Genomic DNA, 24,610 nt, shown 5'->3' with positions numbered 1-24,610 from the left:
TAATAATATTAGATTTCAAAAAAGGTTAAAAAATATGGCTCCAATTAAATATCGAAGCCATTTTTGTAATTCACAATGATATATCCCTTTTAACAATGTCTACTTTTTAGGGGTCAGACCATTTCGTGACCCCCTTTATATATTACTAAATCTAGCAATTATAATAACTTTATACTATTAATATATGCAATATAAAAATATTTTTAAATATATTATTCTAATAAATAGAAAAATTATACCGCACTCTCTTATTTAAACCCTTAAATTATCAAAAATAATCCTAACTGTTGTTCCTATGCCCTCATTAGATTCTACTTCTATATTAGCGTAATGTAAACTTAGTATTTTCTTTACTATAGTTAATCCTATACCATTACCTTCTATTTTTTGACGACTCTTATCACCTCTATATAATCTTTCAAATATGAATGGTAAATCTTCTTCTTTTATTCCGACTCCTGTATCTACAACTTCTACTATTACTTTATTATTTTCTATATATAAATTAATCCTTACACTCCCTTCACTCTTTGTAAACTTAATAGCATTAGTTATTAAGTTTATAAAAACTTGCCTTAACTGATCTTTATCTCCAAGGGTAATGTAAGTTTCATCTTTTTCTATCCTATAATCAAAATTTATATTTTTACTCTTAGCTTCTAAATAAAAATCTTCAGCTAATTCAATAATAAACTCATCTAACAAAATTTTTTCAAATTCTAAATTTATACTTTCATCTTCAAATTCTTTTAATACATCTAAGTTATTTAAAAGCTTACCAAACCTTATTACTTCATCATTTAAGGAAGATAACCTTTGATTAGATACAGGAAAAATTCCATCTATCATTGCTTCTAGATTATTTTGAAGAACATTAAGTGGTGTTCTTATTTCATGGGATATATCTGATACAAGCCTCTTCCTTAACATATCCTGATTTTTAAGCTTCTCACCTAATATATTTATACTTTCTCTTAATTCTTCAATTTCTTCAATATCACTTTCTGTATTAGACTTTGCTCCAAAATCTCCTCTTGAAAGCCTCTTTGATATACTTGCTACTTTTTTTATTGGAATTGATAGTTGCTTTGAAATATATAAACTTATTATGATTATAATTAATAAAGTTCCTATTCCACTTAACACTATACTTTTATTAATAGATGACTTAAACTCCAAATCCTCCTCTGTTAATAGTACAGATGAATACTGACCAACTTCTATATTCCCAACAACTTTTCCCTCTACCACTATGTCAAAATTTTTAGTAATATATACGCCATTATCTTCTGTATTCATATTATTAAAATGGTTAGCATCTCTTATATTTGATGGATCCATTCCCCAAACTACATTTCCATTAGCATCTCTTAATGTTAAGCAATAATTACTCATATAAGCTTCATGTATTATCTCAATAGCAGAGTTTTGGGTCCATTTTTTATCTCTTTTATAAACCTCTTCAAGGTATGAAACTATTCTATCATTTCTTTTGTCTTGAATATCTATCATATACTTATTAAATTTAACATTTATGGTGCTATTAACAAACAATATAATTAGTATAATTGCTGAAATAGATGATATTAAAAATGATATGCTTAACCTTTTTCTTATGCTCTGCATCTATATATCACCACCAAATTTATATCCAACTTTTGTAACTGTTATTATATATTTAGGATTTTTAGTATCGTCTTCAATTTTCTTTCTTATATTTTTTATATGTACATCTATAGTTCTATCATATCCATCAAAATCGATACCAAAAACACTTTCAATTAATTGTTCTCTAGATAAAACTTTTCCTCTATTAATCAATAGAGTATATAATATATCAAACTCACTTGGTGTAAATGATATTTCTTCCCCTCTTAGTTCTACCATTCTCTTTTCATAATCTATTCTTAATATTCCATCATTAAAAATATCACTTATTTTATCACTTGTATTTATTCTTCTAAATAAGGCATTTACCCTTGCTGTAAGTTCTCTTGGACTAAATGGCTTAATTAAATATTCATCAGCCCCTATATCTAAACCAACAATTCTGTCATTTAGACTAGCTTTCGAAGTTAGCATAAATATATATACATTAGAAGTTCTTCTTATAATTTTGCAAATTTCTTCTCCATCTATATCCGGTAGCATTAAGTCTAATATAACAAGCTGAAAATCTATTTCCTTAAAGATTTCTAAGGCCTTCATTCCAGAATTACACACCTCTACATTATAATTATCTTTTTCTAAATATGCCTTTATGACATTAGCTACGCTTTCTTCATCTTCAATTATTAAAATATTTCCCACGTTAAACCTCCCTCTTCTAATATTAAGTTATATTTCCAATAATATAAACCTTATCAAATTCTTTTGAAGGTATTATGAAGATATTTTTAATATCTAATTTCAAATATATCATTTAACTTCATGTCCGCAATATGGACAATATTTATATTCTGAATCAAACACCTTACCACAACTTTTACAAACACTATGTATATTATAATCATAATCATAAGTATTATTAACTTCATGTAAATCCCAGTAATTTATATCTATATTTTCTCCTCTTTCTATCATCTTTCCCTTTTCCTTAGAAATCGAAAATATCTTTTTACAACTCCCACATTCTACATAATATTTTTCATTCCATTTGAAAATAGGTATAAAAAAGAAATGGAAGAATTCATAATGCTTTATTACTCTTGATATGCTTAATCTATTACAACTCTTACATGTTAAATTATTTATTATTTTAATTTCTTTTTCTTTGTTTTCTATTCCAAAAATCCCTATAAAGAACATAGCTTTTCTCCTTTATACAATGCTAACTTATTATATTTGTTTTCTTATATTTATTTTATCATCTTAAATAAAAATAAGAAGTCAGAATTAATAATAACTCTAACTTCTTATCAAAAATAATATTTATTTATACTCATTTTACCTCTTATAGTATTGTTTATATTGTGATTCTTTTCACTTATTACTAAAATCCTTGCTTCTATAGGAGCTTTAATCACATTATATATCATTTAATAGTCTCCTCATGACTTTTATTATTATTTTAGTATAACTACAAATCCTATTCTCCATTAGTATCAAAACTATATCTAATTTTTTTCCATGTATCATAAATATCTTTTTCTATTTCACTTGTTAACGCTTTCTTTTCTTCCTCAGTATAAAAAATTGAATTGTTTATATTTTGCTTTTTATAAAATAAGTTTCTTACGGACTTATTCAAGCTACAATGTTTATTTATGTCTATACTAGCAACCATACTCTCACCTCCTTAAATTATATTCTACTACTATCATAAGATGATTTATTGTCAATTTCGTTACAAAATATACTAACTTTAGCATATTTAATGAAATCTTAAGAATTAAAGTAATAATCTACAGTTTTATAAGCCCAATTATTTTAATTTTTAATTTAAAGAGAGATATTATACAATTTTTATATTATAAATTAAAGGAGCTTTTCACCAAATATTTAGTGAAATAGCTCCTTTAATTTATATTTTTATTTATTTTCTTCTATTAGTGCTTCTATTTTACCTCTGCATCTACTTGCACCGCAAAATCCTGTTCCTGCACCTGTTGCTTCTTGAACTTTTTCAAATGTATCAGCACCATCTTTAATAGCTTGAACTATTATATCCTTTGATACACCCTTACAAAGACAAATTATATCCATATTATCCACCTCTTTATAGCTATATATGTTTCAATTAATAATCTACATAATTAAACCTAATAGTATTAAATATTTATCATACATATTTAATTAAAATATCAAAATTGAAATCATATATTATTTTTTTATATAAGCTACTAAAATAATAACTTTGATTATATAATAACAATTATTTATGTATTATACAAATATAAATTTTATTATAACCTATATATTATCATTAATATTATCTTCAAAAGTCGGATTTTTATTATAAAATCTAAGCCTTTGTAGTATTTACCATTATCTATGAATGCATCTTTTTACCTAATTCTATTGCTGATTTATTTAATTCATAATATTCTTTTTTACCATGAATTCTAATAGAGTTTAAAACATCTTCTATAGTAATAATCTTTAATTTTTTAATCAAGAAACCAAGTAATATCATATTTGCATTTCTTTTATCTCCAAGCTTTTCTGCTTTTGATTCAGCATTTATCTTATATACTTCTATATCATCAAAATCAGCTTCATCTTTTACCATATCTGAATCTATTATTAAAATCCCATTTTTCTTTATTGATTTACTGAATTTATCTAAAGATGGCCTATTCATGATAACAACTATATCTGCTTCTGATATAACAGGAGATCCAACTTCTTCATCAGAAATTATAACTGAACAATTTGCTGTTCCACCTCTCATTTCAGGACCATATGATGGTAACCATGAAACATTGAACCCCTTATCCATAGCTGCATAAGCTAATAACTTCCCCACAGTTAATATTCCTTGTCCACCAAAACCTGCAAATATAATTTCTTTTTTTACCATTCTAATTATCCTCCTTATTTAAATCTTTTTTAACACCTAAAGGATAATATGGAATCATATTTTCTCTGAGCCACTTTAAAGAATCAATTGGCGATAAGCCCCAATTAGTTGGACAAGTAGATAAAACTTCTATAAATGAATATCCAAGTCCTTTTATTGAATTATCAAAAGCCTTTTTAATTGCTTTTTTAGCTTTTGTTAAATTGGCTATATTATCTACACTTACTCTTTCAACATAACATGCACCATCTAAAGTAGATATCATTTCTGACACTCTTATTGGATAACCTTGAACTTTAACATCTCTTCCATATGGAGATGTCTCAGTGATTTGCCCTTTTAGACTTGTAGGTGCCATTTGCCCGCCTGTCATACCATATATGCAATTGTTTACAAAAATAGTTACTATATTTTCTCCTCTTGCTGCTGCATGAATAACTTCTCCAGTTCCTATTGCTATTAAGTCACCATCTCCTTGATAAGTAAAAACTACTTTCTCTGGATTAGCTCTTTTTATACCTGTAGCAACTGCTGGAGCTCTTCCATGTGCTGCTTGAAACATATCACAAGCAAAATAATCATATGCAAGAACAGAACATCCAACTGATGCAACTCCTATTGTTTTTTCTAATATAGTTAATTCTTCTATTACTTCTCCTATTAGCTTATGAATTATTCCATGAGTGCATCCTGGACAATAATGTGTAGGTACATCCAAAAGCGCCTTGGTTGGCTGATAAACAATTCCCATATTATATACCTCCAATAATAGATTTTATATATTTGTATATCTCATCTACTGTTGGTATCATTCCACCTGTCCTACCATAAAATCTAACTTCTTCTTTTCCACTTACAGCTAATTTAACATCTTCAACCATTTGTCCACAATTCATTTCAACAGATAAATACCCATGCTTACTTTTACCTAAAGTCTTAGTAAAAGCTTGATTAGGAAATGGCCAAGTTGTTATAGGTCTTATTAACCCTAAGTTTATTCCATCTACTTTTGCAAGACTTATAACACTTTTACATATTCTTGCCGTTATCCCATAAGAAACTAAAATTAAATCACAAGCTTCTTCACAATTATATAATTCATATTTAACTTCATTTTCTTTTATTATTTTATATTTTCCTTGAAGTTCAATATTAAGTTCTTCAAGCTTCTCTGGATTTAACTCTAATGAATTTATTATATTATGTTTACTTCTCTCTCCTAAACCATTTGCTGCCCAAGTTTTTTCTGGTAATTCTCTTTTTATATTCTCTTTAAATTCAACACCTTCCATCATTTGTCCAAGCATTCCATCAGCCATTATCATTACAGGTGTTCTATATAAATCGCTTACATCAAATGCCTCGCAAATTAAATCTATCATTTCTTGAATAGATGCTGGAGCATAAACTGGCACATTAAAATCTCCATGACCTAAACCTTTATTTACAAATAAATAATCTGATTGAGCAGGTTGTATTCCTCCAAGGCCTGGCCCACATCTAACTACATCAACTATCACACAAGGTACCTGTGCTGCTGCTAAATATGAAATCCCCTCTGTCATTAAGCTTATTCCAGGACTAGATGATGAAGTCATACATCTAACTCCAGTTCCTCCACAGCCATATACCATATTAATAGCTGCAATTTCACTTTCTGCTTGTAAAAAAACTCCATTAACTTTCGGCATATTTTTTGCCATATATGCTATTAATTCAGTTTGAGGAGTTATAGGGTATCCAAAAAAACATTTACATCCAGCCCTAATAGCCGCCTCTGCTATAGCTTCATTACCTTTCATTAAAAACTTTTCTCCCATAGTTACCCTCCTACCTTTCAATAGTTATTACACAATCAGGACAAATTTTTCCACAAGATGTACAAGCTATACATTGTGTCATAAGATTTTCCTCTATTCCAGCTGGATGATATCCCTTACTATTAAAATTTTCTTTAAAGCCTATAATTTTTTTAGGACATATATTTATACAATGCCCACACCCTTTACACCTTTCCTCTTTAAATATAACCTTAGCCATTTAATTCCTCCTTATTATTCCCAAAGCATGTCCATATATAGTTCTATAGGTAACATTTCTCCACTAACTTTATCCTTTATTACCTTTTCAAATTTTTTAGTACACACAGTGTATTTGTAAGGAATGCTTAAAAACTTAGATAACTCCAAAGATTCAATATCTCCTTTCAATATATGTTTAGATTCTGTTTCCTTCATCATGTGAGTATTTGATATTATATCAGTAACTTTTAATCTACTAGCTGATTCTATAGATTTTAGATATTTACTTGCTGTTCTACAATTTAAGGTTTCTGGTCTTGAGTTATTCAAAACATAATACATTGAATAATCTTCATCTTCAAAATACTTGTTATATACACCTAGAACCCTTGCCCCTACATCATCTCCACCAATATCCAATATAACTTCGTATGATTTATCATTAAATACAGATAAAATTTCTCCTGATAGTACCATTAGCTCAGCATTAACTAAATCCTTTCTTGTGCTTATAACTCTTATTTTATAATCATTTTCTAAAGTTTCTTTAATATCTCTTACACAAAAATAAGGATTTATTACATCCATATCAACTAATGCTACCTTTTTGCCTTCCTTAGCCATTTTTATAGCATAATTAATTGCAATTTCTGTCTTACCACTACCAAAGTGTCCAGTAAATATCTTAATCCTACTCACACTAACACTCCTCATTAAACATTCTTACTAAAAGTATATTTTATATTCTATTTATTATGCAATGAAAAGTGCTATAACAAAATTGACATCTTCAAATTTGTTATAACACTTCTTACACTTTAGCTAATAATATAAAGCTTGTTCCATAGATGAAGTTTTGTAGGTTCTGATTCATCTTTCAAATGTAAATGCACAAGTTTTATTTAAACTTATGCATAACAACAGAATAGGTAAAACTTCATATATCTATTTATAAACCTATTATCCTTACCATTATAGGAATAGTTAATATTGATAGAAGCGTTGTAACAAACACTACTATCGCCCCATATTCTTTTTCTTTATCAAAATCAGCTGCAAATATTGATGTCATAGCAGCAGCTGGCATTGCTTGAATAATTATAATAGTATCTATTACATTAGAATTATCTTTTATAATCAATTTTACTATATAAATAGCAAGTGGTATCACTATTAATTTTATTAAAGCTCCATAATAAACTGATGCTTCTTTAAATATAGATTTAATTTTAACCTTTGATAATATACTCCCAACTATAATCATTGATATAGGTGCAGTCATATCTCCTACTATTTTTGTTGTATCTAAAATAGCTACTGGCAACTTTATATTAAATATCATAATAGGTATCCCAATACATACTGCAATTATTGATGGATTTACTAATACCTTTTTTATATTTTCTTTTGAAAGCTTATCTGAGAATATCATTACTCCGTATGTCCATAAAAAAATTGTAAAAACTATATTAAATATCGATGTATAAACTACTCCTTCTGCCCCAAATATACTATTTATAATTGGGAATCCAATAAATCCACAATTAGAAAAAACATTTGCAAAATGTAATATCTTTTTCCTTTCTCCTTTTAAAGGCTTTAATAAAATAAAAGATATTATTCCGCCCAAAATCATAAATACAATACTATATATAAATGCAATAATTATATTTTTTCCCATACCTTCATCAAAAGAAAAGCTAAAGGAATTTATAACTAGTAGTGGCAATGTTATTTCTAATAATATTCTTCTTAAACCTTTATTGACATCAGCATTTATTATATTTTTTTTGGTTCCATAAACACCTATTAAAATAATCAAAAACAATGCTATTACCTTATTAAAAACTATCATCCTATCCCCCTAAACTATTTTTTCACTTTATTATATACAATTTATTTGTGTAAGGACTACTTTATCTTTATATAAGTTACAGATATATTTTTACACCTTTACACTAATAAAAGTATCTCTTCAGTCTTTATTTAATCATGATTTAGTATTATAAAATTGAAAATCTTAATTATAAAATTTCAATTCACTATTTTTATTTATTATTTTTAAAACTAAAATTATTAAAGTTAAAATTAATTATTTATATATTACTTTTAATTTAGTAATATATAGGCTGAAATAAAGATATAATATTTAAATATAGTATAATTTTTATGTATAGGGGAGTAGTTAGCTCTATTTTAGAATGAGTTACTAAGTCAACATATTGAATTTGGTTCTGGCTTAGTATTGAATAAAAAAGGGGCTGTCTCACTAAATAATTAGTGCGACAGCCTAGTTTTATTTACATTTATAGTTAATTTATGTTACTTCTTGATACCGTTTAAAATCGTTCAAACGATTAAGACTAAAATTTTTATTCGTTGTTTAGCTTCTTCTTAACTATACTAGTTTTAACTAACAATTCTATTTATGGCTCTCTAACTTATTGCAATTGTTAATTATTTATTTTTAATATAGTAAATGAATGAGCATCTAATTCTAATTTAATACTTTCACCATCTACAATAAATTCTGATTTCTCTATTTCAACATTATTAGGTTTATCTAAAGTATTTTGTTCACTAAACGAATCCCCAACAAGTTTCTGCACATTTACTACCCTATCAGCTAAGTTTACACCATCAACTTCAACTTCTATATTCCTATTCTCATTTTTATCTAGATTAACTATAGCTAAATATATATTCCCTTCTTCATCCTTACTAGCTAATGCATTAAATACATCAACATCTTGTGCAAATTTAGGCATATAACTAAATCTACTACTTATAACCTCACTACCAAACATACCATTTATCATTTCAAATACATGGGCAGAAGGCGTTGAGAAGAATTTGTAATCACCTTCTCCAGTAGATGTATTGGCACCAGCTTGAGGGACTGCCTGTATTACCGCTTGTTGTGTCGGTCCTAATGAATCTGCCCCTTCACTATACCAATCTACTAGACAGTGTTTCTGAATATATGGACTACCTAATCTTACATATTCCATTAAACACTTAGCTATATACAATGCATGTGTTTGAGATCTTAAAAGAGGATTTGTAGATCTAAATATACCATATTCAGAAATTACAGGAACCTTTCCTTCAGGCATCATATCCACATATTTCTTAACATTATCAATGCCATTTTTTTGCGCTAGATTCATGGCAGAATCATAAAATTCTTCTCCTGAACCTGTTGGTGTACCGGAATATGGATGTATAGTTAATCCATCATAAAGATTATTATAATTTTTCTCATTCATAGATCTTATAAAACCTTCTGTTTCATAACTTGAGTATATATTAATTTCTTTATTAGTTCTAGATAATTCATTTATCTGATTCATAGTATCCCTCATAGCTTGTGATACTTGAACAAATCCATCTTTATCAACTGTATATGATACTTTAATATCTGATCCTTGTACTGGAATATTCCCATTTTTTCCATCACCAAATAATATTTCGCCATTAAAGTAATTAACTTCTACTACATTTTTAGTACCAGCATCTTTAATATTTTCTACAATAGTCCATTCAATATCATTAACATATACATGTACAGATCCCTCTTTTACTGCTGTAAATTCACTCTTTCCATACTCCTCTTGAGTGACAGTTCCTCTACCTGGTATTGTGTTAGCATATCTCATATATTTAATCTGATTAGGCTTCCCATTACTCTTAGATGTTGATGCATTCCATTCTTCTGGTTCTACAACCCCTTGCTTTGTTATATTTATGGCTCCACCATTAATATAATGCTCCAGAGAATTGCCGTCATAAGCAGTCCAATACATTTGTGATGTTGATCCATCACCTCCACCTTGGTTCATTTCATTACCAATTTCAAAATACCTTACATTATATGGTTCCGAATGGCCATTATTCTCACGAACCTTTGCCCATTCAATTCCTCCATTTGGATTTGTACCTACTTCAGCGTTAAGATATTCAATTAAGTCTGCGGCATCTTCTGCAGAACCTCTACCCAATCCATATACATAAACTAATTCCGAATCGTTTTCATCAGCGAATGTAGCTACTTCTCCTAATCCAAAGTTAGGCTCTATTCCTTTAGCTGCACTATAGAATCCATGAATTTGATTTTTTCTGTTAGATAAATCTCCTATAGAGTCTTTCCATCTAAATAAATTTGATATAGTTCCACCTGGATATCTTAATGAACCAAAATTTGCATTTTTATAAAGTACTGAAAAATCTTCCCTCATTTTTCCTGATTCTGAATCAAAGCTTCCATAGCCATTAAATGCATATCTATGATTAATCCCAAAGGTAGCACGGTCAATTGAACGCTCAACTTCATTTAATTTTAGTTTTAATTTTACATTTTTATTTACTTTATCTTCATATATTTCTTTCGCTACATTATCACTAATTACATAATCATATACCCTAATCTCGTCCATTTCCCCTATAAACTGTTGTGGATTTATAGAGTTAGGAGCTTTATGATTTCCTATTATTAAGCTTGTTAATTCTTTTACTTGGCTATCCCCTGCATCATATTCACCATCAAACTCTCCATTGATGTAATACTTAATTTTATTTGATTTAGGATTAATAGTTATAATAACATTTTCCCAATTTCCATTAGTTACTGTGTCAGATGATAAAACATCTTTACCATTAACATATGAATCATACTTATTATCAAGGCGTAGTATTAATATAGATTTACCAGCATCGCCTTGCTGTAATAATACCGTATGTCTATCCTTGCTTATCTCTCCTGTTTTATACCATAATGAAAATGAGTATGGATTTTCTCCTGTATTAAGAAAACTGTCAATCCTTAAACTGCTATCGTTTCCTTTATTAAAAATTAAAGATTTCCCCATTTCTTCGTTACTTGAAGTTCCTATAGTTACATTCTTACCTATTAATTGCCCATCCTTATCCCCAACTAAATTTTCTATATTTCCATTATCAAAATTCCAATATCCTATTAGACCATCTACCATTGTTTTATTAGGTGATTCTACTGAGTCATATATGGCCTTTGCTTCACTATCATTTATGATTCTATCATATACACGAAGCTCATCTATCTCACCTTTCATTGAATCCGGATCTTTCCCACCATTTTTATGTCTTCCTATTAATAAATTAGTTAATTCATTTACCGGCTTACTTCCTGCATCTTTTTCTGAGTCAAGTTTACCATTTATATAGTACTTTATCTTATTAGATTCTGGATCTATTGTCATTGTTACATGTTGCCAAATACTTATGTCTACTACTGAGTTGCTATCCACATTAACTCCATTAACAAAACTCCTATACTTATCATTAGTAGTTAATATTAATAACGATCTACCATTACCATCTTGTTGAGCTAATATAGTGTTATTATGAGATGTTATTTTCTCGTTATACTTATACCACATTGATATGGAATAAGGTTTAGAACCAGTATTAATAAACTCAGGTATCTTCATATAACTATCAGAATCATTTCCAAATAATAAAGCTTTCCCCATATCAGAATCTTCAATAGATATTTGCGACCCTATAAGCTCGCCATTTTTGTTACTATTAGCTAAATTAGTTAAATTTCCATCATTAAAATTCCAGTATCCTATTAAGTTTTTTTCAATATTTACCTCTTCCCTAATATCCTTAGCATTAACAACTGACAAAGAAGAAATACATGTCATAATCAAAGTAATCGACAAAAACAAATTTAATATTCTCTTTTTTCTCAAAATACTTCATCTCCTTATTATTCTATGATATATTATTTCACCTTTCATTTAGCAATAGGTTAAACCTATTAATTTTTTAATAAAAGATTCATTTTTAATATAACCTTTTGTTCCCATATTAAAAATGAATCTAAATTTAATCAACAAATAAATAACGATCAAGTAACCACTTTAATATTTTATTTATATAACTCCTATTATTTAATCAAACTTACAGTAATTTTTTTATATAACTCTTCTACTACCTCTTTTCTAAGGAATCCTGTTTCTTCTTCTATAGCATTTGCTGTCCCACAAGCAGATGCATATCTTAATAATTCTTCTATTCTATAACCTCTTTTTAATGCAACAGATACTCCACCAACGTACGAATCTCCAGATCCAACCGGATTAACAGCTCGAACTTTAGGAATATTAACTTTATAGAACTTACCTTTAAATCCTGCTATTGAGCCCCTGCTACCAAGAGAAATAACTACAAGTTCTATACCACTTGCTTGAAACTTTTTAATTTCTTCAATTATATCATTCTCATTTTCTATTCTTTTTCCAGTTAATCCTTCTATTTCATCCTTATTAGGTTTTATAAAGAATGGCTTTGCCTTTATTCCTTCTCTCAAAAGGTCTCCACTTGTATCTAGTAAAAATTTTTTCCCATTTTCATTCGCAATTTTTATTAATTTCCCATAGAAATCCATTGATATATTTTGTGGAACACTTCCAGATGCTACAACTATCTCTCTATCTTTTATTAATTCTTTATACTTCTTTAGAAACTCATCCTGCTCTTCTATTGAAACCTTAGGGCCTGGCTCTAATATTTCTGTTTGAATTAAATCTTCTGTAATAATAGCCAAACATTCTCTAGTATCGCCATTAATCTTAGTAAAATCCTGACTTATTTTATATTCCTTTAATTTTTTCTCTATAAACTCCCCAGTTTTACCACCTAGAAATCCTGACACCACACATTCTTCTCCTAGAATAGTAACCACATTAGCAACATGAATCCCCTTACCTCCAGGTGTATTTTCAACTTTAAGAGATCTCATAACAGTACCCTTATTAAGGTCTTTCATCTCATACCTTTTATCTATAGAAGCATTAAGATTTACTACTAATATCATATCTAATTACCTACTTTACTAATATCTATTTGCGCTTCCGCATACTCTAATTTTATGCTCTACTATTTTCTTCATCGCTTCTTTACCTGGTGTCATATACTTTCTTGGATCATTTGCATCTGGATATTCACTAAAATAGCCTTTTAGTGCCCCTGAGAAAGGAATTTTTAAATCAGTTGCTATATTAACCTTACATATTCCAAGTGATATGACCTTCATTACTAATTCATCAGGAATATCTGAAGCTCCATGTAAAACTAGTGGAATATCTACCTTTTCTCTTATCTTCTTTAATCTTTCAAAATCAAGTTTAGCTTCTCCCTTATATAATCCATGAGCAGTTCCTATAGCCACTGCTAAGGAATCAATTCCTGTTCTCCTTACAAACTCATCTGCATCATTAGGATTTGTATACATAGCATCTTTTTCATCCACCACTAAGTCATCTTCCTGTCCACCTAATTTCCCAAGCTCTGCTTCCACCGTTGCATCAAACTTATGAGCATATTCCACTACTTCCCTAACCTTAGTAATATTCTTTTCAAACTCAAACCTAGATGCATCAATCATACATGATTTAAATCCAATATCTATATTTTTCTTTATTTCATCTATATCTTCAAAATGATCTAAGTGAATAGCTATTGGAATATTATGCTTATTTGCAGCTACCCCTGCCATTGCATTAATATATTCAGCACCAGCATACTCTATTGTTGATGGTGTTCCTGCTATAATTACTGGCGATTTCATCTCAGCTGCAGTATCTACTACAACTTGGAGTGTCTCTAAATTGTGTATATTAAATGCTGGAACAGCATATCTACCTCTTTGTGCACTTAAAAGCATTTCTCTAGTTGATAATATACTCATTTTTATTCCCCCTAAAACTTAATCTTGATATTCTCCGCTTTTCCACTTTTCAATGAATTCATCAAAGAAGTGTCCGTCACCATTTGCATAGTCTTTCTCTATCATATTATCCATCTTTTCAATTAACTTTTTATTTTCATCTGTTGATTTATATTCTGTTTCTAAAAATACATCAATAATATTCTCTATTAATCCAATTCCTGTAATTCTTCCACCAATTCCAAGTATATTTATATTTAATTTTTCTTTAGAATATCTCGCAGTTTCAATATCTCTTACAAGAGCTACCCTTGCTCCTTTAATTTTAGCTGCTGAATTTGTTATCCCAACGCCTGTACCACATATTACTATTCCTAAATCCGCCTCTCCATTGACTACTTTTTCCGCAGTCACTTTTCCATATATAGGATAATGAGTTCTTACATGATCATAAGTGCCATTATCAATAACTTCATGTCCTTTTGACCTTAAATACTCGACTACACTATTTTTAATATGTGTAACTATATGGTCACATCCAACTGATATAATCATTTCATCTTCCCCCTATGCCATCTTATTTAACATATCTACTCTTATTTGATGTCTTCCACCTGAATACTCTGACTCTACAAATTTCTCTGCAATTCTTTTTCCAATTTCTAAAGATGTAATTTTAGATCCTATTGTTATAATCGATGTATTATTATGATCTCTAGTCATTTTAGCAGAATGTTCATCAGCTACTTGAGCACAAACTATATTTTTATGTTTTGCACATACATTAAAGGAACCTGTACCATATTCATCTATTACAATTCCTCTAATCCCTTCTTTATTAAGTATCGATTCTGATACCAAATCTGCAGCGTCATAAAAATCTATTTCTTTTCCTTCTGTTTTATCTATAACTTGATGCCCCTTATTAATCAACTCTTGCTTTATAGAATTTTTAAACTCTGTACTTTTATCATCCGATCCAATTATTACCTTCATGAAAATTCCTCCTATCTATATTAAATTTAGTCTTTCAAATTGATCTTTTGGTGCTTCCATTTCTTCCAATCCTCTTTTTAATAATTCAATATATTTACTTTCTAAAACTTCATCATCTATAGGATTAACTTGGGGATAGTCCTCAACTATATTAAATAGTTTAGTTTCTGCTGTGTATTTTAAAGCATCATCAACATTATCAACTATTGAAGGATTATCTATTGGGATCTTGTATACAGGATAATCAGTCCTTTTTAAGAACCTACCCATTCCAATTTCACTTTCTTTTCCTGTTCCTAAATACTTTCTAATTGTTGTTGGTATAGATGTATATTCATAGCATGGCTTATTTTCCTTATTTGGAGCTCTAAAATATGTATGCTCACCATCCGTAATATTCATTGCTATTCCATGATAACCATATAAAGCATAATCTCTCTTATATTCGCTGCTTTCAGGTATTGACTTCCATGAAACTCCTTGAACATCTTTTGGAATATCTATTCCTGAATAATCTAAAACTGTTGGCATAATATCAATATTTTGAGTTAATGGATTAACTCTCTTTCCATCCATCTTTCCCCCTGGGAAATGTACTAATAGTGGAATATGAGCCAATTCATTGTACATATGCATATAGTTCTTACCAAAGTAATTTCTTTCGCCTAAAAAATAACCATGATCTGTTGTAACTATAATCAAACTATCTTCATATATATTAAGATCCTTTAGCTTATTTATCAGTTTTCCAAAATGTTTATCTGTCATTGTTAATAATGCTGCATACCTTTTATTTATGTAATCCAACGCCTCCTCTGGTACATCAACTTCGCTATAATTAGGTGTTTCAAAATATGGACCATCATAGTTGCAACCATACATATCCATATACTCTTCAGGAACATCAAAAGGTTCATGCGGATCAAATGTTTCTACCATTAATAAAAAGTCATCATGATTCTTATTGTCTTCTAACCACTCACAAGCAGCATTAAATGTCTTCGGAGTTGGATATTCTTCTTCTTTCCTTTCCCACTTTGTTCTATTCCATTGATATTGTTTCCTCAATTTTCCATAATAATTATCTGGCATAAATGCTGGATCATCTATTTTAGATATCCAAGGGTCTCCTTCTTGCCCTCTATAGAAATCCCAACTACAGAATTGTTGAACATACCCTTCCCCTCCAACTCTGAAATAATGTGGGTGGTCTGTTACTATATGACTAAATACATTATTATCTGATAACACCTTTGGAAGGGTTATATCAAAAGGCTCTATAGGCCCCCAAGATCTTTCTAAAAAATTTAAACGTCCAGTGAGTATATCTCTTCTTGCAGGCATACATGGAGCAGATCCAACCCAATGATTATCAAAAGTAACTGCCTCCTTAGAGAATTTAGTTATATTGGGAGTCTTTACCCAAGTTTCATTATTATAGACCTCCATCATATTCCTCTTTAATGTATCCATTAAAACTACAACTGTTCTCATATATAATCTCCTCCAGTTCATTCAATTTCTAAAGATTGTAAATAAGCTTGACTTAATATTAAAGTAAACAAGTAATAAATATATTTATTAACATGTCTACTTTAAAATTAAGATATTAACTTAGATTCACAAATCTTTTATTTTCCTATACTATAATTCCAGCCATGGATAATAGTACTGCTATAATCAACACTCCGAATATTACCCATACAGCATTTTTCCCATTATATTTCTTTAATAAGTAATAACAAAAGAAAGTTAATGCAAATGGAATTAAGCTTGGCATTACTTTATCTAACATTTCTTGTAGCATTAAAGGCTTTTCGCCTGCTGCTATTTCAACGCCTAATTTTACCTTTACAGTAGTTGCAATTAATCCACCAACAACTATAACTCCTAATACATTTGCCATATTAGCTAGTCTGTCAAATACACCTTTACCGCTATCTCCGCCACCAAAAACTTCCATTCCTTTATAGTAACCTTTTGTTAAACCATAGTATTTTAATGGAAAATATACACAATTAATCATTAAGAACATTATTATTGCACCTAATATATTTCCATCCAAAGCAAAAGCTGCACCAATTGATCCTGCTATAGGCATCCATGTGAAGTTAATCATACTATCACCAATACCAGCTAATGGACCCATCAAACTTGTTTTCATTGCTATTACTGATTCTTTTTGATCTTCAGTTGTTGTCTCCTCCATAGCTGAAGTTATTCCCATTATGAATGGCATTGCTATTGGGTGAGTGTTAAAGTACTCTAGATGTCTCTTCATCGCATTAGATTTTTCTTCCTTTGACTTATCCTTATAAAGCTTTTTAAGTATTGGTTTTAATATATAAACTGTACTTAGACTTTGCATTCTTTCATAGTTATGAGAGAATTGACATAATTGTGATCTCCAAAAAACTTTTCTTAGATCTTTTTTATCCACTGAGTTAGCCATTATAAATCCCAACCTCCTTCTACACTATCATCAACTTCAACACTAGTATGCATGCTATTATTAGAAGATAACTTTTCTCCTTTATTAGAGATAATTAAATCATATACTCCAGCAAAACAAGCACCTATTAAAGCTAATGCTAATGTAGGTAAATTTAAATATGTAGTTAATGTAAATCCTAAAATTAAGAACATCCACATATTTTTCTTAAGCATCATAGTTAATAACATCGCTATACCTACTGCTGGAATTGCTTTTGAGGCAACAGTTAATCCAGTCATTACACTTGCAGGTATTGCTGCCATAATAGAGTCTATTGCAGTAGATCCTAAAAATACTGCTATAAATGTTGGAAATGCTCTACTTAAAAATATTAAGATTCCCCCCATATACTGAAGTTTATCTATTTTATCAAAATCACCTGTTTCTGCAATCTTATCTGCTTTATGTACTAAAGAAATACTTATAGTCTTACATAGCATATCAAGCTGTTGTACTAATAGTGAAACTGGAATTGCAATAGCTATACCTGCTGCTTCACCTCCACCTGACAATATACCAATTGCTACACCAACAACAGAACCAGAAATAACATCTGGTGGAACATATGAACCTACATTGTTTACTCCAAGCCACATTAATTCTAATGTTGCACCGATTATAAGACCTTGTGTTAAATCCCCTAAGATTAGCCCTGTAACTGCACCTGCAAGTAATGGTTTTCTAAATCCTAAATGTGGTCCATACTGATCCCATGCACATAGACCAGCCCAAGCCGCTACTAATAATGCTTTTATTAACATAGTAATCTCCCCTTTATATAAATATTTAAATCATATCTTTAATATATAAAATATCATCTTTAGGAACCATTTGAATAAATACTTCAATACCTTTATTTACAAGTTCCTTAAATGCATTCTCTTCTTCTGGTGTAACTGATATTGACTTTGTTAGCTTCTTTCTAGTTTCGTTATATCTCATTCCTCCTGCATTTACTCTATCTATGTTCAGACCTCCATTTACAACCTTTAATACATCTGTAGATGTAGTAAATAATAGTAATGTATCCTTCTTTATTGGATTCTTCTTTATCACCTCTATAAATTGATTTACTCCAAATACTAATACCCTAACCCCTGATGGTGCCGCAAGTCCAACCACTGATTTTTGCACTGGATCTTTGCTAACCTTGTCGTTAATAATTAGTACTTGCTCAATACCATAATCCCCTATCCAAGTAGAGCATACTTGTCCGTGTATTAACCTATCATCAATCCTTACTAATTTAATACTCATTTCTTGTTCCCCCTTTAATTTTATAAAGCGAATCCCTCTTCTACTTTTTTATTTAATAATTTATTATTCACGTCTATAAATGACTCTTTATAAACTTTTTCCAACTTAGATTTAATTTCTTCTATTGGCAGTTCCCTACTTAGTAATAGCTCTAATAACACTTGAAGATTAAATCCTGTATATACAACAACATTGCACCCATCTAATATCATTCTTGAACTAGCATTACATGGAGTACCTCCAAATATATCTGCTAAAATTATTACTTCTCTTTCATTACTTAATTTTTCATAAGCTCCTCTAAGATCCTCTAAAACATTTTCTAAATCTTTATCATCAGTAACTGAAATTATTTCATAATTTTCTTGTTTTCCTACAATCATTTCAGCACTTTCCATTGAATATTTTGCAAAATGTCCATGACTTATTAATATAATTCCTATTTCTTTCATTTGATTATTCCTCCTTATAACTTTATCTTATTCCTCCTTATAACTTTATTAATAGCAATTGCTATGCCAACATGAGTATCTGCTTTTATCTAAAGCTTTTCAGCTATTAATAATACTCATTAATACTCATCATTAATCTTCAATACTGTTAATTAATGTTAATTTAATACTATTAATACCATAATAATGATAGATTAATATTTGTAATAGTTTAAATAAAACATATTGCCAAAAATCATAATAGAAACTAATATATAATTATAAGTTTTTTTACTTAACTAAAGTTGGAGGTATGCAAATGAAGTTTATTTATTTACTAATTGCCCTAATCGCTACAACCTTAGGCTCAATGGCAGGGCTTGGTGGTGGAGTAATAATTAAACCTATTCTAGATTTCTTGGGTGATTACAACTTATCAACAATAAGTGTCTTATCATCCTTCACTGTTTTTTCAATGGCTATTGTCTCTATTTTCAAGCAAATACATTATAAATTTAAAATTGAATTACGGAAAACTGTACTAATTGGATTAGGTTCAATACTAGGAGGACTTATAGGTGAGCAATCAATTAACTTTGTTATCACTTTAATTGGTCCAACCACAGTTACCTTGATTCAAAATTTTGTACTAGCACTACATTTAATTTTTGTATATATATATATGAATAATAGAAATAAATTTAAAAGCTATCATATAGAAAACTTTTTTGCCTGCATATCTATAGGGTTGCTTTTAGGTACTATAGCATCTTTTCTCAGTATAGGTGGAGGTCCGATAAATGTTTGTATTCTTACAATATTCTTTTCTATGAATACAAAAGAAGCAGCTGTTAATTCAATAATAACTATCCTATTTTCGCAAGGCGCTAAGTTAATTACCATTGCCACAAGCACAGGACTTACTGTATTTGACTTAAGTATGCTACCATTCATGATTATAGGCGGAGTATTAGGCGGACTAATTGGCTCTAGGTTCAACAAACTCTATTCTGAGAAATCTGTCCTAAAAGTATTTAACATGGTAGTAATCTCATTAATTGTATTAAATTTTTATAATATAATTTCAATTTTTATATAATTACAAGGAGGTAATATTGTAATGAAAAGAAATTTAAGCTTAATGATAAAACCCTCATCTAGTAAATGTAACCTTAAATGTAAATACTGTTTTTATAATTCTATCTCTGCTGCAAGAGATATAAAAGACTATGGTTTTATGACTCTTTCTACTCTTAAAGAGCTTCTAAAAAAGGCAACTGATTACTGTGACGGCGGGGTTTGCTCTATTGGATTTCAAGGAGGAGAATCTACTATTGTTGGATTAGACTTTTACAAAAAATTTATTGATTATACAAAGGAAATCAAAAATGGTACAACCTTTTCGTTTACCATTCAAACAAATGGTACATTACTTAACGATGATTGGGGAAAATTTTTACATGAAAATAATTTTCTTGTAGGTATATCTCTTGATGGAAATAAGGATATACATAATTTAAACAGAGTTAATTTTAAAGATAGTGATACATTTAATAGTGTAATTAAAGGTATTAATATTTTAAAAAAGCATGAGGTCCCCTTCAACATACTTACTGTTGTAACATCTTCGCTATGTAATAAAATTGAAAGCGTATATAATTTCTACAAAAAAAATGCCTATAAATATCTTCAATTTAATCCCTGTTTAGAACCATTAGAAAATACTACTATGGAATTAGATACATACTCTCTCAATCCAAAAGAATACGAGAAGTTCCTTATAAAACTTTTTAACCTTTGGTATAAAGATGCACTAAATAATAATTATGTAAGCATAAGGCTATTTGATAATATCTTAGGATTATTTCTAAATCAGCAGTATGAAGCCTGCGATATGAAGGGGGTATGTTCTTGCCAACATATTATAGAAAGTGATGGTTCAGTATATCCCTGTGATTTCTATACCTATGAAAATTACAGTATTGGTAATATTCTTAAGGATTCATTTTATGACATACATAATAATAAAAATACAATTAACTTTTTGCAAGAATCCATTAATAATAATACTAAGTGTAATTCTTGTAAGTATTTCTCATTATGTAGGGGGGGATGTAGACGCCATAGAGAAAATCAAGAAAATAATCTCAACTATTTCTGTGAAGCCTACTATAACTTTTACTCATATTCTTTTGATAAATTTAAAAACCTAGCACTTACTATAAAAAACTCTTCTTTTAGGAGGTAGATAAAATTGTTAAGAATTGAACTTATTAATAAATTTATTAAAGACTTTTGCAGCAGTCTATCTGTAAATGATATAAGAGAAAACCCTACCATTGGTATCTCTTCTCTTGATATTGTTAAAGGCCTCAATATACTAAGAAACAATGCTTCCTCCGATTTAAATAAGCTCTATAAAGCTGGACTGCTTATAAAGATTAAAGGAAAACCAACTAAGTATTTTAATAAAGATTACTTTGAAGGATTATTTGATTTATTTTTAGAGGATGAATTTGTTCAATGTTCCTCATTAAATGATTTAATTCCACATTGGGATAAGTTAAATGAAAACGAAACTATAAACACTACTGATCTAGACCCTTTTAATAAATTAATAGGATCTAATCACAGCTTATCTGGAATAGTAAAGCTTGCAAAATCATCTATATTGTATCCAAATGGACTTCATACTATTCTCTTAGGTGAATCCGGCGTAGGCAAAAGTCTTTTTGCTGAAATAATGTATGAATATGGAATCCAAAATAACATATTTAGTAAAAATTCATCTTTTATTGTATTTAACTGTGCTGATTATGCAAATAACCCTAATTTACTAGTTGCCCAATTATTTGGTTCATTAAAAGGCTCATATACAGGTGCAGATAACGATAAAAAAGGGTTAATTGAAGAAGCAGATGGTGGAGTCCTATTTCTAGATGAAATTCATAGACTTCCTCCTGAAGGGCAAGAAATGCTATTCATGTATATAGATAAAAAGAAATTTAGAAGGCTTGGTGAAACTTCTTCAGAGAGAACAGCAAAGGTCTTAATAATTGCCGCCACTACCGAAAGTACCAACTCAACGTTACTTACCACCTTTTTAAGAAGGATCCCATCAACCATAAGGATTCCTAGCTTAAAAGATAGAACTTTAAGTGAAAAACTAATGCTAGTTACCACTTTATATAGCTCTGAATCAAAAAAAATTAATATGCCTATACATGTTAACAAAGACTGTTTATCTGATTTGATGTTATATAATCCTCATGGAAATATAGGACAACTAGCTAGTGATATTCAACTATCAGTTGCTAGATCCTATTTAGATAGTAGACTCAATAATTTAAATAAAGTTCATGTAACAAGAGAATCATTACCCCTTTATACAAGTAATACACCATCAAATATTGACATATCCACTAGACAAAAAGTTGAATTACTTTTAGATAAAGATGAATATAAGTTTTTACCTGAAAGTAAAATATTTAAAATAGCATCTACACCATCATATGATTTTGTTAAATTCTATAATAACCAATTAAACATATTAGGTGAAGATAAAACAGATATTAAAAAAGTTTTTTCAGACTATACACAACTAATTGCAAAAAAACTTACATTACAAAGAATGTATCCAGATTTTCTGGATGATGAAATCTCTGGAATAGTATCCACCCTATCGGATATTCTATATGATGAATTAAATCTAATAATTGATAGGAGTACTTATACAGCCCTTGCCCTATACCTAAAAAATTTAAAAGACTATACTATCGATGGTCACAAAATACCTAATTCTACAGAATTATTGGATATTCCTTTAGAAATTCAATCTGTTTGCAAGAAACTCGTAAAAATACTTGAAGTAAAATTTAACATATATTGTCCAACACAAGAACTTAATAATCTTATGGTTATTATAGATTCCCTAAAATCTAAAGAAATTTCCGATTGTGTAGGTATTATGATAGCAGCTCATGGTGATTCATTAGCAAGCAATATTGCAGCTGTTGCTAACGAATTACTTAGTATTAACTTTGCTTTAGCTGTTGATATGCCACTTACTGAAAATGCTAGTAATGTACTTCCTTTATTTTTAGAAAAATTAAAAGCAGGCACCTTTAAAAGAGGAGTAATATTATTTGCCGATATGGGTTCATTAGTAAATCTTGATATTGTTATTAAGGAAAAAACCGGAATAGATGTTGTTACAGTTAACTCTACTAATATTTTATTAGTTATCGAGGCTGTTAGAAAATCTATATTCTTAAAGAGCCATATTGATGATATACTTCATGACTTAATAGAAATGAATAATAAACTTTCATACGATTTTAATAGAAAGATCGAAAATCATCTTTCTATTAATAAAAAGAGATTAATATATACGGTATGTAATTCTGGTGAAGGTATAGCTCACTACTTGCATAAAAATTTACTAGATATACTAAAAGACAACAATATTTATGATATTGAAATAATTCCTTTAAACTTAGAGAGCATAACTCAACTTCGTGATATAATACACCAAACATCTGTAGATAAAAAAACCATAGCTATTGTAGGTAGTATTAATCCAAATACTAAAGATATTCCATTTATATCACTAGAAGATATTGTGTTACATAATGGAGTTAATAAACTCCTCTCACTAATTGGAGTAAAAAATATAAATATTGATAACAGAATGGCTACTACCCTTACTAAAGATATTACAATTAATATCACTTGTGATACTGTTGATAAATATCTAACTATTTTTTCAGCTAATAAAATAAAGCCTCTCATTTTTAACTTTATTAATGCTATTGAAGAAAGTTTAGATATAAATATGACTAATTCAAGTATAACTAAAATATTTATTCATTTATCTTGTGCTATAGAAAGAATTTTCCTTAAGGATTTTATTCTAACACCTCAAGAAGAAATGTCTAGCTACATTATTAATAATGAGAAGTTTATCTTAGTCACAAATAAAGCCCTTGAAAAATTAAATAATAGCCTAAACATCACTATCCCTACAAATGAATTATATTATATCTGCGAAATAGTTAAAGATGCTTATGCCCAGTCAAAATCTACCAATTTACAATTGAAAAATTAAAGTCAACTTAGCTGATTTATAAGTTTAAAATATAAAAGCCCTATTCGCTTAGAATGAGGGCTTCAACA

At 29.1% G+C, this 24,610-nt stretch carries 24 protein-coding genes; 3 read left to right on the top strand and 21 right to left on the bottom strand.

The annotated features are described in order from the left end of the window. Positions 1 to 252: 252 nt before the first annotated feature. The 21 genes from J7M87_RS06350 to J7M87_RS06250 all read right to left on the bottom strand — a co-directional run bounded on the left by J7M87_RS06350 (position 253) and on the right by J7M87_RS06250 (position 19,456). Positions 253 to 1,626, bottom strand: a complete 1,374-nt coding sequence (locus J7M87_RS06350; protein WP_291649779.1) for an ATP-binding protein — start codon at positions 1,624 to 1,626, stop codon at positions 253 to 255. Beyond that, entirely contained in the window at positions 1,627 to 2,310 is a 684-nt protein-coding gene (locus J7M87_RS06345) for a response regulator transcription factor (protein ID WP_291649777.1), read from the bottom strand. A gap of 108 nt (positions 2,311 to 2,418) precedes the next feature. Next, positions 2,419 to 2,808, bottom strand: a complete 390-nt coding sequence (locus J7M87_RS06340) for a zinc-ribbon domain-containing protein (protein WP_291649775.1) — start codon at positions 2,806 to 2,808, stop codon at positions 2,419 to 2,421. 280 nt (positions 2,809 to 3,088) lie between these two features. After that, the gene (locus J7M87_RS06335; RefSeq protein ID WP_291649773.1) at positions 3,089 to 3,286 is read right to left on the bottom strand and encodes a hypothetical protein; all 198 of its coding nucleotides are present in this window, start codon (positions 3,284 to 3,286) and stop codon (positions 3,089 to 3,091) included. 245 nt (positions 3,287 to 3,531) lie between these two features. Beyond that, complete coding sequence (locus J7M87_RS06330; protein WP_291649771.1) at positions 3,532 to 3,705, bottom strand: (2Fe-2S)-binding protein; 174 nt, start codon at positions 3,703 to 3,705, stop codon at positions 3,532 to 3,534. A gap of 286 nt (positions 3,706 to 3,991) precedes the next feature. Further along, entirely contained in the window at positions 3,992 to 4,522 is a 531-nt protein-coding gene (locus J7M87_RS06325; protein WP_291649769.1) for a 2-oxoacid:acceptor oxidoreductase family protein, read from the bottom strand. A 1-nt stretch (position 4,523) separates the two neighbouring features. Continuing rightward, a complete protein-coding gene (locus J7M87_RS06320; protein ID WP_291649767.1) occupies positions 4,524 to 5,273 on the bottom strand; it encodes a thiamine pyrophosphate-dependent enzyme in 750 nt (249 codons plus the stop codon). Position 5,274: 1 nt separating this feature from the next. Further along, positions 5,275 to 6,342, bottom strand: coding sequence for a 3-methyl-2-oxobutanoate dehydrogenase subunit VorB (gene vorB, locus J7M87_RS06315; protein WP_291649766.1), 1,068 nt, complete (start codon positions 6,340 to 6,342; stop codon positions 5,275 to 5,277). 10 nt (positions 6,343 to 6,352) lie between these two features. After that, positions 6,353 to 6,562 (bottom strand): 4Fe-4S dicluster domain-containing protein, encoded by a 210-nt coding sequence (locus J7M87_RS06310; protein ID WP_291649764.1) that lies wholly within the window; start codon positions 6,560 to 6,562, stop codon positions 6,353 to 6,355. A gap of 14 nt (positions 6,563 to 6,576) precedes the next feature. After that, the gene (locus J7M87_RS06305; RefSeq protein WP_291649762.1) at positions 6,577 to 7,242 is read right to left on the bottom strand and encodes an ATP-binding protein; all 666 of its coding nucleotides are present in this window, start codon (positions 7,240 to 7,242) and stop codon (positions 6,577 to 6,579) included. 250 nt (positions 7,243 to 7,492) lie between these two features. Further along, a complete protein-coding gene (locus J7M87_RS06300; RefSeq protein ID WP_291649760.1) occupies positions 7,493 to 8,398 on the bottom strand; it encodes an AEC family transporter in 906 nt (301 codons plus the stop codon). 598 nt (positions 8,399 to 8,996) lie between these two features. After that, positions 8,997 to 12,278, bottom strand: a complete 3,282-nt coding sequence (locus J7M87_RS06295; protein ID WP_291649758.1) for a LamG-like jellyroll fold domain-containing protein — start codon at positions 12,276 to 12,278, stop codon at positions 8,997 to 8,999. 197 nt (positions 12,279 to 12,475) lie between these two features. Then, positions 12,476 to 13,405: a 1-phosphofructokinase gene (gene pfkB / locus J7M87_RS06290; RefSeq protein ID WP_291649756.1), complete on the bottom strand. Its 930-nt coding sequence runs from the start codon at positions 13,403 to 13,405 to the stop codon at positions 12,476 to 12,478. Positions 13,406 to 13,423: 18 nt separating this feature from the next. Further along, on the bottom strand, positions 13,424 to 14,278 hold the full coding sequence (locus J7M87_RS06285; RefSeq protein WP_291649754.1) for a tagatose bisphosphate family class II aldolase: 855 nt from the start codon (positions 14,276 to 14,278) through the stop codon (positions 13,424 to 13,426). A gap of 18 nt (positions 14,279 to 14,296) precedes the next feature. Continuing rightward, positions 14,297 to 14,812, bottom strand: coding sequence for a galactose-6-phosphate isomerase subunit LacB (gene lacB, locus J7M87_RS06280; RefSeq protein ID WP_291649752.1), 516 nt, complete (start codon positions 14,810 to 14,812; stop codon positions 14,297 to 14,299). Positions 14,813 to 14,824: 12 nt separating this feature from the next. Continuing rightward, positions 14,825 to 15,253, bottom strand: coding sequence for a galactose-6-phosphate isomerase subunit LacA (gene lacA, locus J7M87_RS06275; RefSeq protein ID WP_291649750.1), 429 nt, complete (start codon positions 15,251 to 15,253; stop codon positions 14,825 to 14,827). 15 nt (positions 15,254 to 15,268) lie between these two features. Then, complete coding sequence (locus tag J7M87_RS06270; protein ID WP_291649748.1) at positions 15,269 to 16,747, bottom strand: sulfatase; 1,479 nt, start codon at positions 16,745 to 16,747, stop codon at positions 15,269 to 15,271. Between the two features lie 145 nt (positions 16,748 to 16,892). Further along, a complete protein-coding gene (locus J7M87_RS06265) occupies positions 16,893 to 17,705 on the bottom strand; it encodes a PTS system mannose/fructose/sorbose family transporter subunit IID (RefSeq protein ID WP_291649746.1) in 813 nt (270 codons plus the stop codon). Further along, entirely contained in the window at positions 17,705 to 18,508 is an 804-nt protein-coding gene (locus J7M87_RS06260) for a PTS sugar transporter subunit IIC (RefSeq protein ID WP_291649744.1), read from the bottom strand. The genes J7M87_RS06265 and J7M87_RS06260 overlap by 1 nt, the downstream gene beginning before the upstream one ends. A 25-nt stretch (positions 18,509 to 18,533) precedes the next feature. Further along, the gene (locus J7M87_RS06255; protein WP_291649742.1) at positions 18,534 to 19,004 is read right to left on the bottom strand and encodes a PTS sugar transporter subunit IIB; all 471 of its coding nucleotides are present in this window, start codon (positions 19,002 to 19,004) and stop codon (positions 18,534 to 18,536) included. Positions 19,005 to 19,024: 20 nt separating this feature from the next. Beyond that, the gene (locus tag J7M87_RS06250) at positions 19,025 to 19,456 is read right to left on the bottom strand and encodes a PTS sugar transporter subunit IIA (protein ID WP_291649740.1); all 432 of its coding nucleotides are present in this window, start codon (positions 19,454 to 19,456) and stop codon (positions 19,025 to 19,027) included. A gap of 298 nt (positions 19,457 to 19,754) precedes the next feature. On the opposite strand from J7M87_RS06250, the gene J7M87_RS06245 reads away from it, so the two are divergent. From J7M87_RS06245 to J7M87_RS06235, 3 genes are read left to right on the top strand one after another with little or no spacing between them, the layout of a single operon-like run. Beyond that, positions 19,755 to 20,534: a sulfite exporter TauE/SafE family protein gene (locus J7M87_RS06245; RefSeq protein ID WP_291649738.1), complete on the top strand. Its 780-nt coding sequence runs from the start codon at positions 19,755 to 19,757 to the stop codon at positions 20,532 to 20,534. A 21-nt stretch (positions 20,535 to 20,555) separates the two neighbouring features. Next, positions 20,556 to 21,683, top strand: a complete 1,128-nt coding sequence (locus J7M87_RS06240) for an anaerobic sulfatase maturase (RefSeq protein WP_291649735.1) — start codon at positions 20,556 to 20,558, stop codon at positions 21,681 to 21,683. Positions 21,684 to 21,689: 6 nt separating this feature from the next. Continuing rightward, a complete protein-coding gene (locus tag J7M87_RS06235) occupies positions 21,690 to 24,542 on the top strand; it encodes a sigma 54-interacting transcriptional regulator (protein WP_291649733.1) in 2,853 nt (950 codons plus the stop codon). The last annotated feature ends 68 nt before the right edge of the window (positions 24,543 to 24,610 follow it).

It is taken from the genome of Clostridium sp. (assembly GCF_017888565.1).
GTDB lineage: Bacteria > Bacillota > Clostridia > Clostridiales > Clostridiaceae > Clostridium.
Note: the sequence above shows the minus strand (reverse complement) of the source record. Positions and strands in the feature narration are given on the sequence as shown.